Genomic DNA, 12,350 nt, shown 5'->3' with positions numbered 1-12,350 from the left:
AGCATGCTGCTATATACGATTTACCTGGTGGCGATCGTCGCCGAAGCGATGTCCGGCGCCATCATGGGCATGCGGCGCGGCATGGACTTGTTCGGCATCTGCATGATCGGCACCGTCACGGCGCTCGGCGGCGGCACCGTGCGCGACGTGCTGCTGGGGCACTATCCGCTGGGCTGGATCGCGCATCCCGAATACCTGCTGTTTACCATCGGCGCGGCCATTGTGACGGCCTTTGTCGCGCGCTACCTGCACCATCTGCGCGCCATCTTCCTGCTGGTCGACGGACTGGGCCTGGTGGCGTTTTGCGTGATCGGCTGCGACATCGCCATGTCGGCCAAGATGCATCCGGCCATCGTCGTGCTGGCGGGGATGATCACGGGTGTCTTCGGCGGCCTGCTGCGCGATATCCTGTGCAACCAGATTCCCCTCGTGCTGCAGCGCGAAGTGTATGCCACCGTGGCGCTGTTCACAGGCAGCCTGTACGTGGGCCTGCTGTACTTCAAGGTCGACAGCTCGGTGGCGCAGCTGGCGTCCATCGGCGCCGGTTTCCTGTTCCGCTTCCTGGCACTGCACTTCGAGTGGCGGCTGCCGAATTTCAATGGCGACCGCATACGGGGTTTTGAATAAGGTAAAACGCTGCGTGATTATTTTCACGCGCGTTTAACCCCTTTTTCTGCGCCGCTGCGTTTCATGTTGGACACCCCAGCCAACCGGAGAAGAAGCGATGTCCAGCGCCCTCAAGATCACATTGACACTGTCCCTGCTGCTGTCGGCAGGCAGCCACGCCGCCGGCACGGCGCCGCGCAAGACCCTGGCGCCGTTCGCCAGCGAGCAGGCCTTGAGCAGCTACCTGCAGCAGTTGCAGGCGCGCCAGGCGGCCTTGCTGCTGCAGCAGCAGAAACTGCAGCGCGCCACGGCGCAGTCCATGTCGGCTCCTCCCGCCCCTCCCGCGCCGATGGCGGCCAAGGCGGCCCCCGCGCCATCGGCAGAAGCGGCGGAATCCGTTACCAATGTGCAGACGGCGGGCGTGGACGAAGGCGGTATCGTCAAGCTGCATGGCAAGCACCTGGTGATGCTCCGGCGCGGCAAGCTGTTCACCGTGCAGGTGGGGGGCAATGCCCTGCAGCCTGTGTCTTCGCTCGACGCGTTCGCGCCGGGCAGCGATCCTTCCGGCAGCTGGTATGACGAAATGCTGATCGATGGCGACACGGTCGTGGTGATCGGCTACAGCTACAGCCGTGGCGGCACGGAGATCGGCCTGTTCGATATCGATGCGAACGGCAAGCTGGCCTACCGCTCCACCTATCACTTGCGCTCCAACGATTATTACTCGTCGCGCAATTACGCGAGCCGCCTGGTCAGCGGCAAACTGGTGTTCTATTCGCCCCTGTCGCTGAACTTGCGCCGGGGCGACCCGTTCGGCGGCTTTCCTGCGCTGCGCCGCTGGCGTCCTGACGCCGTGCCATCCGACTTCAAGCGCATCGCCCCGGCCACGCGCATCTACCGTACCGATGAAGAACCCGAAACGGGCTTCGGCCTGACTCTGCACACGGTCACCGTGTGCGACCTGGCGCAACGCGACATGCGCTGCGAAGCGACGGCCGTGATGGGGCCGCAGGGCCGCGTATTTTATGTGTCGGGCGAATCCGTTTTCGTGTGGACGACGCGGCGCGGCAGTGACTCGGGCGTGTTCCGCATTCCCCTCGATGGCAGCGCGCCCAGCGCCCTGAAGGTGGCCGGCGCGCCCGTCGACCAGTTCTCGTTCCTGGAAAGTGGCGATGGCCACCTGAACGTGCTGCTGCGCGCCGAAGGCCAGGGCGACGCCATGTGGGATGGCGCGCGGGGCCGTGGCGACATGGCCCTGCTGCGCGTGCCATTGGCGTCGTTTTCCGATGGCCGCGACAGCGCGCCCGCCAGCAGCTACAAGCCGCTGCCCGGTGGCGGCGGCTACGGCTTGCAGAACCGCTATGTGGGGTCCTATCTGTTGTACGGCAATCCGGGCAATCCGGGACGCCGCAAGGCGGACCAGGCCTGGCCGCGCCAGCCCCTGTACGCCGTGCGCTGGGCCGATGCGGGCAGCGTGCAAGCCTTGTCCCTGCCGCATGGCGTCGAGCGCATCGAGGCGCTGGGCAATGACGCCGTGGTGATCGGCGCTCAGGGCAGGGATCTGCACTTCAGCACCATCGGCCTGGGGGCGCAGGCGGCGATTGCCACGCGCTACATCCGCGCCGACGCGGCGCAGGGCGAGTCGCGCAGCCACGGCTTTTTCTACAAGCCGCAAGCGGCCGGTGAGGGCGTGATCGGCTTGCCCATCCTGGGCGCGGATGAGCGGCCTGGCCTTAACAAGTCATCCGCCTCCGTGCTCTACTTGCGCAACAGCGGTTTGACATTGACCGAACTGGGCGCGCTGGCGGCGCGGCCGGGCCAGGCGCCAGACGACGGCTGCCGCGCGTCCTGCGTGGACTGGTATGGCAATGCGCGGCCCCTGTTCCTGCAGGGCCGGGTCTTCGCTTTGCTCGGCTATGAATTGGTGGAAGGGGCATTCAAGGAAGGACAGATCCGTGAAGTGCGCCGCATCAGCTATGCACCCACTGCACGTTGACGGCGTAGTGAAATTGCCGCTGCCGCGTAGTTCGGCTACACTGGTCCGCATGCCCGACACCCTGATGACCGCGACGGATGAAGACCTGATGCTGCGCTATAGCGCCGGCGACCTGCCGTCGTTTCGCGAACTGTACCGGCGCCATAGCCATGGCCTGTACCGCTTCGTGGCCTGGCGTTCGCCGCGCCGCGCGTGGGTGGACGAGATCGTGCAGGATGCGTGGGCCAGTCTGCATGCGGCGCGCGCCGGCTACCAGCCGCAGGCGGCGTTCCGCACCTATCTGTACCAGATCGCGCGCAACCGCCTGATCGACCTGCTGCGCCAGCGGGAAGGACAGGAAATCGACGCTGCGGGCGAACTGGCGGACGAGGGCGCATCGCCGCCGCAATCGCTGGAGCAGAAACAGCAGCATGCGCTGCTGCATGCGGCCATCGCCGCGTTGCCGGCCGAGCAGAAGGAAACGCTGGTGCTGCAGCAGTTCAGCGGCATGAGCATTCTCGAGATTGCCGTCGTGACGGGGGCGGAAGCGGAAACCGTCAAGAGCCGGCTGCGCTACGCCATGCAGAAATTGCGCGCGGGCTTGGACAGCGCCGCTGGCGCGGGAGGACAGGCATGAATACGCACGATCAAGATAACGACAAACCGAACGACGCACCGATTGACGAGGAGTTGAACGCGCTGCTGGCCAGCCTGCCGCAGCCCGCGCCTTCCAGCGCGCTCGATGCGGCTATCCTGGCGGACGCGGAAAAAGCCTTGCAGCAGCCGGCAGCCGCGAACGACAGCGCCGATGGCGTGCTGCGCACCTTGCCCGCCAAAAAGTCACCGGACTACCTGCAGCGCTGGCGCGTTCCGCTGGGACTGGCCGCGGCCGTGCTGCTGACCGTGAACCTGATCGGCGTGGACTGGTTCGGCTCGAAGCCGGCGCAATTTCCTGTGGTGGGGGAGCCGGTCACGCAGGAGGTGGTGCCGGCAGCGGCGCCAGTGCCGCAGGCTGCCGAATCGACCGCAGCTGCGCCAGCGCCGCGCGCCATGGCCAAAATGGCAGCCAAGCCAGCGCCGCCGGCGCCGCCGGTGCCAGCCTCGTTTCCCACCCCGCAGACGGTAGCAGTAGCGCCACCGGCGCCGCCAGCACCGCCGCCGCCACCGGCGCCTGCCACGGCGATGAGTGAGGCGATGGAGCAGCAAGCGGCCATGCAGGCCGAGTCCAGCCTGCAGCGCCAGGCGCCCGTGCAGCGCGCGCTGGCCATGCCCGCGCCCGTCGCGGCCCGCTCCGCGCCGCTGCCGCCGGCCGCAAAACTCGACGCTGGCGTGTGGCTGGTGAAGATCGACGCCCTGCTCAAGGCCGGCGAGGACGCACTGGCGCGCGAGGAGTGGACGGCGTTCCGGCAGGCCTATCCCGACTATCCGGTGGCCGAGGAACTGCGGCAGCGGCTGGAAAAAAAGTAGCGGTTTAAACGATCCCCTTCCTGCGTTCCCACACGGCGCTGCCGACGAAAATGGCGGCGCATACCCACATCACGGCCGGCAGAGCGTTCACGCCCACCGATTGCATCAGGACGCCCGTCAGCAGGGGGCCGCCGCCACTTGTCACGCCCCAGGTGGCGTTGACGATGGCGCTGGCGCTGGTCAGCGACAGGCCCGTAAACCGTTCGCCGCAGGCCACCAGCGCCAGCATGTAGATGCCGCCCGCCGCCGCGCCCAGCAACAGCAGCAAGGTCCACCACAGCCACGGCGTGCCGACGGCAAACGGCAGCAGCGGCAGCAGCAGGCAGACGGCCACGCCGCAGCCCGCGTGGACTTTGGCGCGGCCGTAGCGGTCGGCCATCCATCCCAGCGCGAATTGCAGGCCCGTGTCGCCCACCAGCACCACGGTGGCCGACAGCAGGGCCAGGTCCGTGCCGATGCCGTGCTCCATCGCGTACAGCGGCAGCAAGCTCAATGCCAGCGTATCGAACAGGGCGAAGAAGGCGGCGCCCAGCACGATCATCGGCATGCGTGGCAGGATCAGGGTCCACTTCACGCCATGTTCTTCCGGCTCTCTTTCCGGGCCTCTGTTCGAGATCAGCATCAGGCCCGGCACGGCCAGCAAAAACAGCAGGCCGCAGGCGGCGAAGCTCCACGAAATCTTGTCGTTGAACAGCGCCACGAGGGCGGGTCCGATCAGCTGGAAAAACGTAAAACTGGTGGTGTACATGGCCACTACGCGGCCCCGCGAATTGTCGGGCGCCAGCCGGTTCACCCAAGCTTCGCCGATGGTAAACAACACGCCCATGGCGCCGCCGAACAGGAAGCGCAGCACGCTCCACGCCAGCAGATGGTCGGTAAACTGCATGGCGATCGTCGCCAGCGACGCCACCCACACGGCGCCCAGCATGGTGGCGCGCGCGCCGAAACGTCCCACCCAGCGCGAGACAAATGGCGAGGCGGCCAGGATGCCGAGGGCGCTGACGGCCGTGATCATGCCGATGATGTCCGTGCCCACGCCGCGCTGGTGCAGGGTCAATGCGGTGAGCGGCATGGTGGCACCCAGGCCCAGGCCCACCACGCCGATGCTGACGACGAGGGCGAAGAAGTCGCGCCATGGCATGTGCTTCATGGCCGCCCCCTCGGGGTGGAAAAGGTGTTCGGGAAGGCTGGAATACGGTGTGGATGCATGGGAAAGTGAGGGACTTTGCCTGCGGCGCTGGTGTTTGGCGCCGGACGGGCATATGATGATTTTACTAAGTGCAATATTGCAAAGCCGTAGTGTAGGCGATGTGTGCCATCGCTGGCCATGCCCATCGGTGTGGCCGCTGCCTGCGGCTCTGCTGTACAGTGAAGCGAGCGGCAGCGCTGTCATGGCGTTGTCATTGGATCGTCACGCCAGCGAGGTAGCTCTATGCGCCGTCCCATCGTTCTCGTTCCCGCCTGCCAGCGCCAGCTTGGCAGCCACGCCTGGCACATGGCGCAGGACAAATACCTGCACGCCGTGCTGCACGGCGCAGGCTGCATGCCGCTGCTCTTGCCCGCCCTGGGCGCGGACGCGGACCTGGAAGCGGCGCTGCACATCGCCGATGGCGTCATGCTGACCGGTTCCGCTTCGAACGTCGATGCGCGCCTGTATGGCGAAGACATCCTGCATCCCGACCTGCCGCAAGACCCCGCGCGCGACGCCACCACCTTGCCCCTGATCCGCGCCGCGCTGGCGCGCCAGCTGCCCTTGCTCGCCATTTGCCGCGGCTTCCAGGAAGTCAATGTGGCCCTGGGCGGTAGCCTGCACCAGGCCGTGCATGCGGTGCCGGGCATGCAGGACCACCGCGAGAACGTGCTCGATCCTTTGGAGCGCCAGTACGGGCCCGCGCACCGCATCAAGCTGATGCCCGACGGCCTGCTGTCACGCCTCTTGGGTGGCGAGAGCGAAATGATGGTCAATTCCCTGCATGGCCAGGGCGTGGCGCGGCTGGCCGATGGCTTGCTGGTGGAAGCCCTGGCCGACGATGGCCTGGTGGAAGCGTATAGCGTGGCCAAGGCCGCCGGTTTCACGCTGGCCGTGCAATGGCACCCCGAGTGGCAGGTGGAAGACAACCCGCAGTCGATGCGCCTGTTTGGCGCCTTCGGCCAGGCATGCCGCGATTACCAGGAACAGCAGCACCGAAAGAAAGAATGACCGGCGCGCCGCACGCGTAGCACGCGGCGTTTGATCAAGACCAGCGAGAGGGAAACATGGCAATACGCGAAAATTTCACTTATACGGACATGGATTTGTGGCTCAATGAAAAGCGCGTCACGGAAATAGAATGCCTGGTCCCCGACTTGACGGGTGTGGCGCGGGGGAAGATCCTGCCGCGCGGGAAATTCACCCAGGAGCGCGGCATGCGCATCCCGGAAGCGGTACTGGGCATGACGGTGACGGGCAATTACCCGGTCGACGATGGCGGCTACGACCGCGCCATTTCCAGCACCGACCGCGACATGATTTTGAAGGCCGATCCCACCACCATCACCATGGTGCCGTGGGCCACGGACCCCACCGCGCAAGTCATCCACGACTGCTATTTTGCCGACGGCGCGCTGGTCGATTTCGCCCCACGCTCCGTGCTGCGGCGCGTGCTGAAACTGTATGCGGACAAGGGCTGGAAACCTGTCGTGGCGCCCGAGCTGGAGTTCTACCTGACGGCGAAAAACACGGACCCGGACTTGCCATTGAAACCGCCCATCGGGCGCAGCGGCCGGGCCGAGACGAGCCGCCAGGTGTACAGCATCGATGCCGTCAACGAGTTCGATCCCCTGTTCGAGGATATCTACGATTACTGCGAACTGATGAACCTTGACGTCGACACCCTGATCCACGAAATCGGCGCGGGGCAGATGGAAATCAACTTCCTGCACGGCGATCCTCTGGGCCTGGCAGACAAGGTCTTCTTCTTCAAGCGCACCCTGCGCGAAGCGGCCCTGAAACACGATATGTATGCCACCTTCATGGCCAAGCCCATGGCGGGCGAGCCGGGGTCCGCCATGCACGTGCATCAGAGCGTCGTCGACGCGAAGACGGGCCTGAATATCTTCAGCAATGAGGACGGCTCGGCCGCGCCCATTTTCAAGCATTACATCGCGGGCTTGCAGCGCTACATGCCGTCGGCCATGGCTATCGTCGCGCCCTATGTGAATTCCTACCGCCGCATCGTGCGCCACACGGCCGCGCCGATCAACATCCAGTGGGGCCTGGACAACCGCACGGTGGGCTTCCGCGTGCCCGAATCGGGCGTGCAGGACCGCCGCGTGGAAAACCGCATCATCGGCGCCGATGCGAATCCCTACCTGGCCCTGGCCGTCACTTTGGCCTGCGGCTACCTGGGCATGACGGAGCAGCTGGAAGCGACGCCGATGATGGTGGGCAGCGCCTACGACATGAAGTTCGAATTGCCGCAAGGCTTGCCCGAGGCTCTGCAACTGCTGCGCGCGGAAGACAAGCTGCGCACGGTGCTGGGCGAGCGCTTCATCGACGTGTATGCGGCCATCAAGGACCTCGAGCACCAGGAGTTCATGACCGTCATCAGCCCGTGGGAGCGCGAACATCTTCTGCTCCACGTTTAAGAAAGGATCTCAATGAGCACATCCAATAATCCGCTGGCGCCAAGCGCCGCCCTGGTTGCCTCCGTGGCGCAGAAAAACGCGGCGCCGCAGGTGTACGACACGGCCGCCATCCAGCAGATGGACGCGGCCCACTACCTGCATCCGTTCACCGATTTCCAGGACCTGGCGTCGAAAGGCGCGCGTGTGATGGTGCGCGGCGACGGCGTCTACCTGTGGGATAGCCAGGGCAAGAAGATCGTCGATGGCATGTCGGGCTTGTGGTGCGTGAACGTGGGCTATGGCCGCACGTCGATCTCGCAAGCCGTGTACAAACAGATGGAGACGCTGCCCTTCTATAACAGTTTCTTTGGCACGACGAACGTGCCGGCCGCGCAGCTGGCGGCCAAGCTGGCGCAGATATCGCCGCCGCAGTTCCAGCACGTGTTCTTCACCAGTTCCGGTTCCGAAGGCAACGACACGAATTTGCGCATGGTGCGCCGCTACTGGGACATCCTCGGCCACAAGGAACGCCACACCATCATCAGCCGCCACAACGCGTATCACGGCAGCACGGTGGCGGGAGCGTCGCTGGGCGGCATGGATGGCATGCATGCGCAGGGCGGCATGCCGATACCGGGCATCGCGCATATCGGCCAGCCCAATTATCTGGAGTCGGGCCACGGCTTGAGCCCGGAAGCGTTCGGCCTGAAGGCGGCCGGCTGGCTGGAAGACAAAATCCTGGAAATCGGCGCCGACAAGGTGGCCGCCTTCATCGGCGAGCCGGTGCAGGGCGCGGGCGGCGTGATCATTCCGCCCTCGACCTACTGGCCCGAAATCCAGCGCATCTGCGACAAGTACGGCATCTTGCTGATCGCCGATGAAGTCATCTGCGGCTTCGGCCGCCTGGGGCGCTGGTTCGGCTCCGAACTGTTCGGCATCAAGCCCGACCTGATCACGTTTGCCAAGGGCGTCACCTCGGGCTATGTGCCGCTGGGCGGCGTGCTGGTGGGAGACCGTGTCGCCAAGGTGCTGATCGAGCAGGGTGGCGAATTCACCCACGGCTTTACGTATTCGGGCCACCCCGTCGCCTGCGCGGCGGCGCTGGAAAACATCCGCATCATCGAGGAAGAGCAACTGGTGGCGAAGGTGGCCGAGGATACGGGACCGTACCTGCAGCAGTGCTTCGCCAGCCTGGGCGAACACCCGCTGGTCGGCTATGCGGACAGCTGTGGCCTGGTCGCGGGCCTGAACCTGGTGCGCAAGAAGGGCGCCACCGTGCACGAGAACGAGCTGTTCGACGAGGGTCAGGGCGTGGGCATGATCTGCCGCGGCCACATGTTCGACAACGGCGTCATCATGCGCGCCGTGGGCGAACGCATGATCGTCGCCCCGCCGCTGGTCATGACGCGCGCGCAGATCGATGAAATGGTGGGCTTGATACGGGTGTGCCTGGACAAGACGTATGCGGATGTGAAAGCGAAGGGCTGGGTTTAAGCGTTCGCTGGACAGCAGCCGAATGCTGGGGTCAGACCCGCCGGGTCTGACCCCGGATTTCTGCTGAATGTGCCACAGAAATCACAATTTTCGCAGCACATACGGGTGAGTTCCGCTAAACTTCCATCCTGGCCGCTCTTTGTAGCGGCCAGTTTTTCATTTTGACAGCCACTTACCCAAAGCATCCACATGACGATAGCAACACCAGCCGCGTCGGCCAGCGACGCCCCAGCGCCTTTCTTGCTGATTGATCAACTGGTCAAGGAATTCGATGGCGTGCGCGCCGTCAATGATATTTCCGTGACGATCAACAAGGGCGAGATTTTCGCCTTGCTGGGCAGTTCCGGTTGCGGCAAGTCGACCCTGCTGCGCATGCTGGCCGGTTTCGAGACGCCGACGTCGGGGCGCATCGCCCTGGCGGGCAACAGCATCGTCGATGTGCCGCCGCACCAGCGTCCCATCAACATGATGTTCCAGTCGTACGCGCTGTTCCCCCATTTATCCGTGTGGGACAACATCGCCTTCGGCCTGCGCCGCGACGGCTTGCCGAAAGCGGAAGTGGCGGCGCGCGTCGAGCAGATGCTGGCGCTGGTGCAGCTGGGCCAATACGCGAAGCGCAAGCCGCACCAGCTGTCGGGTGGGCAGCAGCAGCGCGTGGCGCTGGCGCGCAGCCTGGCCAAGCGGCCGCAATTGCTGCTGCTCGACGAGCCGCTGGGTGCACTCGACAAGAAACTGCGCGAGCGCACGCAGATGGAGCTGGTCAACATCATCGAGCAAGTGGGCGTCACCTGCGTGATGGTCACGCACGACCAGGACGAGGCCATGAGCATGGCCACGCGCATCGCCGTCATGAGCGAAGGGCGCATCCTGCAGGTGGGCGCGCCTGGCGAAATCTACGAGACGCCGAATTGCCGTTTCGTAGCCGATTTCATCGGCAGCGTCAACCTGTTCGACGGCCGCATCACGCAGGACGAACCCGATCACGTGGTCATCGCCACGCCCGATGGCGAGCACTATGTTTCGCACGGCATCACGGGCAACCTGGGCATGGATGTCTCGGTGGCCGTGCGCCCCGAAAAAATCGGCATCCAGATCGCGCCACCCGCTTTGGAGGAGCGCGCGTCACCAAAGGAACACGGCTACAACTGCGCCCAGGGCGTGATCGTCGCCATGGCGTATTTTGGCAACGAAACCAGCTACCACGTGCGCCTCGACAGCGGCACGGTGGTGAAGGTGTCGCGCACCAACGCGGCCCGCCACGACGCCGCGCGCCTCGAGCGTGAACAGCGCGTGTGGATGTGGTGGGATGGCGCCGACATCGTCGTGCTGACCAGCTGAGGCCATCATGACGTCCCTCCTGCAATCGCTGCGTAGCCTGGTCACCCTGCGTTGGGTGACTGGGCGCAACGCCGTCATCGCCGTGCCGTCGCTGTTCCTGGCGGCCGCCTTCCTCGTGCCCTTCCTGATCGTGCTGCGTATCAGCCTGTCCGACATGGACACGGCGGGCAGTCCGTTCGGCGGCTTGCTGTCGTACGTTGACGGCATCGTCGTGCTGAAGGTGAAAATCGCCAACTACCTGTTCATCGCCGCCGATGAACTGTATCTGCTCACCTACCTCAGTTCCATCAAGTACGCGGCGATTACCACGGTCATTTGCCTCTTCATCGGCTACCCGTTCGCCTACTTCATGGCGCGCGCCAAACCGTCGATCCGCCCCGTGCTGATGATGCTGGTGATGCTGCCGTTCTGGACCTCGTTCCTGCTGCGCGTGTATGCGTGGAAGGGCATCCTGGCCAACCACGGCTTGCTCAACGATCTCTTGATCGCGCTGGGCGTGGTGAGCGAACCGCTGCACATGATGAATACCTCGTTCTCGCTGGTCGTCGGCATGGTGTACGCCTATCTGCCGTTCATGATCCTGCCCCTGTATGCGAACCTGGTGAAAATGGACATGCGCTACCTGGAAGCGGCGGCCGACCTGGGCGCCACGCCCTTGCAGGCGTTCTGGCGCATCACCGTGCCCCTGTCGAAGTCGGGCATCATCGCCGGCGCCATGCTGGTGTTCATTCCGTCCGTGGGCGAATACGTGATTCCCGAGCTGCTGGGCGGCCCGGAAACCCTGATGATCGGCCGCGTGCTGTGGGATGAATATTTCACCAATAACGACTGGGCCATGGCGTCGTCCGTGACGGTGCTGGTGGTCTTGCTGATCCTCGTGCCGATGGCGATTTTTAACAAGTACAAGACGGAGCAGGACGCGGAGGAGCGCACATGAACGGACGTACTTTCCTGCAGCGCTGGTTCGGCCGCGGCTGGCTCTCGCTCGGCTACCTGTTCCTTTACCTGCCCATCATCGTGCTGATCGTCTTTTCGTTCAACAGCTCGCGCCAGGACATGGTGTGGAGCGGCTTTTCGCTGCGCTGGTACAGCGAGTTGATGAGTGATACGGAAATCATTTCGGGCTTTGGTTTGTCCTTGAAGATCGCCTTCATGTCGGCCACGTCCTCCGTCATCCTCGGTACCTTTGCCGCCTTTGCCTTGACCAGCTACCAGCGCTTCCGTGGCCGTACCTTGTTCTCGTCCATGGTCAGCGCGCCCTTGGTGATGCCGGAAGTGATCATCGGCCTGTCCCTGCTGCTGATGCTCGTGTCCATGCAAAAGGTCTTCGGTTTTCCCGAACGGGGCGTGCTGACCATCTGGCTCGGCCACACCCTGCTGGGCATGGCGTATGCGGCCGTGGTGGTGCAATCGCGCCTGCAAGAAATGAGCAAGTCGTTGGCCGAAGCGGCCATGGACCTGGGCTGCCGCGCGCACCAGGTGTTCTTCCTCGTGACCCTGCCGAACATCACGCAGGCATTGGCGTCGGCCTGGCTGCTGACGTTTACCTTGTCGCTCGACGACGTGGTGCTCTCGGCTTTCCTGTCCGGCCCCGGTTCGACGACGATGCCGCTGGTGATCTTCTCGCGCGCGCGCCTGGGGCTCGATCCGCGCGTGAACGCCATCGCTGCGCTGACGATCCTCGTCGTGACGCTCGCCGTGATCGCGTATGCCGTGATGCTGGCGCGCGCCGACCGCAGACGGCGCAAGCAACTGTCCGCAGCGTATTTGGAAGACTAAGTAGGTCGTGGGAAATTATTGTGAAGTTATGACGAACAGAACCGGATGCTCTGCAAGGCGCCCGCTGCTAGCAGTGCGAGCACTG

11 protein-coding genes are annotated in these 12,350 nt (G+C 64.6%); 10 read left to right on the top strand and 1 reads right to left on the bottom strand.

The window, feature by feature from the left end:
- Positions 1–3: 3 nt before the first annotated feature.
- From AC54AG_RS05070 to AC54AG_RS05055, 4 genes are all read left to right on the top strand, one after another.
- Positions 4–627 (top strand): trimeric intracellular cation channel family protein, encoded by a 624-nt coding sequence (locus AC54AG_RS05070; protein WP_034746006.1) that lies wholly within the window; start codon positions 4–6, stop codon positions 625–627.
- Positions 628–724: 97 nt separating this feature from the next.
- A complete protein-coding gene (locus tag AC54AG_RS05065; protein ID WP_496629641.1) occupies positions 725–2,602 on the top strand; it encodes a beta-propeller domain-containing protein in 1,878 nt (625 codons plus the stop codon).
- A 64-nt stretch (positions 2,603–2,666) separates the two neighbouring features.
- Entirely contained in the window at positions 2,667–3,218 is a 552-nt protein-coding gene (locus tag AC54AG_RS05060; RefSeq protein WP_496629640.1) for a sigma-70 family RNA polymerase sigma factor, read from the top strand.
- Positions 3,215–4,048, top strand: coding sequence for a hypothetical protein (locus AC54AG_RS05055; RefSeq protein ID WP_496629639.1), 834 nt, complete (start codon positions 3,215–3,217; stop codon positions 4,046–4,048). Before AC54AG_RS05060 ends, AC54AG_RS05055 begins: the two co-directional genes overlap by 4 nt.
- Before the next feature lie 4 nt (positions 4,049–4,052).
- On the opposite strand, the gene AC54AG_RS05050 is transcribed toward AC54AG_RS05055, so the two are convergent.
- A complete protein-coding gene (locus tag AC54AG_RS05050) occupies positions 4,053–5,198 on the bottom strand; it encodes an MFS transporter (RefSeq protein WP_496629638.1) in 1,146 nt (381 codons plus the stop codon).
- Between the two features lie 282 nt (positions 5,199–5,480).
- On the opposite strand from AC54AG_RS05050, the gene AC54AG_RS05045 reads away from it, so the two are divergent.
- The 6 genes from AC54AG_RS05045 to AC54AG_RS05020 all read left to right on the top strand — a co-directional run bounded on the left by AC54AG_RS05045 (position 5,481) and on the right by AC54AG_RS05020 (position 12,265).
- Positions 5,481–6,248 carry a gamma-glutamyl-gamma-aminobutyrate hydrolase family protein gene (locus AC54AG_RS05045; protein WP_070301040.1) on the top strand — a complete coding sequence of 256 codons (768 nt, stop codon included), beginning with the start codon at positions 5,481–5,483 and terminating at the stop codon, positions 6,246–6,248.
- A 56-nt stretch (positions 6,249–6,304) separates the two neighbouring features.
- Positions 6,305–7,675, top strand: coding sequence for a glutamine synthetase family protein (locus AC54AG_RS05040; RefSeq protein ID WP_035822563.1), 1,371 nt, complete (start codon positions 6,305–6,307; stop codon positions 7,673–7,675).
- 12 nt (positions 7,676–7,687) lie between these two features.
- Entirely contained in the window at positions 7,688–9,148 is a 1,461-nt protein-coding gene (locus AC54AG_RS05035; RefSeq protein ID WP_496629637.1) for an aspartate aminotransferase family protein, read from the top strand.
- A gap of 189 nt (positions 9,149–9,337) precedes the next feature.
- Positions 9,338–10,486 carry an ABC transporter ATP-binding protein gene (locus tag AC54AG_RS05030; protein WP_496629636.1) on the top strand — a complete coding sequence of 383 codons (1,149 nt, stop codon included), beginning with the start codon at positions 9,338–9,340 and terminating at the stop codon, positions 10,484–10,486.
- Between the two features lie 7 nt (positions 10,487–10,493).
- Complete coding sequence (locus AC54AG_RS05025; RefSeq protein WP_496629635.1) at positions 10,494–11,423, top strand: ABC transporter permease subunit; 930 nt, start codon at positions 10,494–10,496, stop codon at positions 11,421–11,423.
- Positions 11,420–12,265 carry an ABC transporter permease gene (locus AC54AG_RS05020; protein WP_034746027.1) on the top strand — a complete coding sequence of 282 codons (846 nt, stop codon included), beginning with the start codon at positions 11,420–11,422 and terminating at the stop codon, positions 12,263–12,265. Before AC54AG_RS05025 ends, AC54AG_RS05020 begins: the two co-directional genes overlap by 4 nt.
- The last annotated feature ends 85 nt before the right edge of the window (positions 12,266–12,350 follow it).

It is taken from the genome of Janthinobacterium sp. BCJ23 (assembly GCF_059617945.1).
Note: the sequence above shows the minus strand (reverse complement) of the source record. Positions and strands in the feature narration are given on the sequence as shown.

What these genes read in the sequence shown, in the direction of transcription:
- AC54AG_RS05070 (WP_034746006.1), top strand. Translation starts at nt 4, where the DNA reads ATGCTGCTATATACGATTTACCTGGTGGCGATCGTCGCCGAAGCGATG.
- AC54AG_RS05065 (WP_496629641.1), top strand. Translation starts at nt 725, where the DNA reads ATGTCCAGCGCCCTCAAGATCACATTGACACTGTCCCTGCTGCTGTCG.
- AC54AG_RS05060 (WP_496629640.1), top strand. Translation starts at nt 2,667, where the DNA reads ATGACCGCGACGGATGAAGACCTGATGCTGCGCTATAGCGCCGGCGAC.
- AC54AG_RS05055 (WP_496629639.1), top strand. Translation starts at nt 3,215, where the DNA reads ATGAATACGCACGATCAAGATAACGACAAACCGAACGACGCACCGATT.
- AC54AG_RS05050 (WP_496629638.1), bottom strand. Translation starts at nt 5,198, where the DNA reads ATGAAGCACATGCCATGGCGCGACTTCTTCGCCCTCGTCGTCAGCATC.
- AC54AG_RS05045 (WP_070301040.1), top strand. Translation starts at nt 5,481, where the DNA reads ATGCGCCGTCCCATCGTTCTCGTTCCCGCCTGCCAGCGCCAGCTTGGC.
- AC54AG_RS05040 (WP_035822563.1), top strand. Translation starts at nt 6,305, where the DNA reads ATGGCAATACGCGAAAATTTCACTTATACGGACATGGATTTGTGGCTC.
- AC54AG_RS05035 (WP_496629637.1), top strand. Translation starts at nt 7,688, where the DNA reads ATGAGCACATCCAATAATCCGCTGGCGCCAAGCGCCGCCCTGGTTGCC.
- AC54AG_RS05030 (WP_496629636.1), top strand. Translation starts at nt 9,338, where the DNA reads ATGACGATAGCAACACCAGCCGCGTCGGCCAGCGACGCCCCAGCGCCT.
- AC54AG_RS05025 (WP_496629635.1), top strand. Translation starts at nt 10,494, where the DNA reads ATGACGTCCCTCCTGCAATCGCTGCGTAGCCTGGTCACCCTGCGTTGG.
- AC54AG_RS05020 (WP_034746027.1), top strand. Translation starts at nt 11,420, where the DNA reads ATGAACGGACGTACTTTCCTGCAGCGCTGGTTCGGCCGCGGCTGGCTC.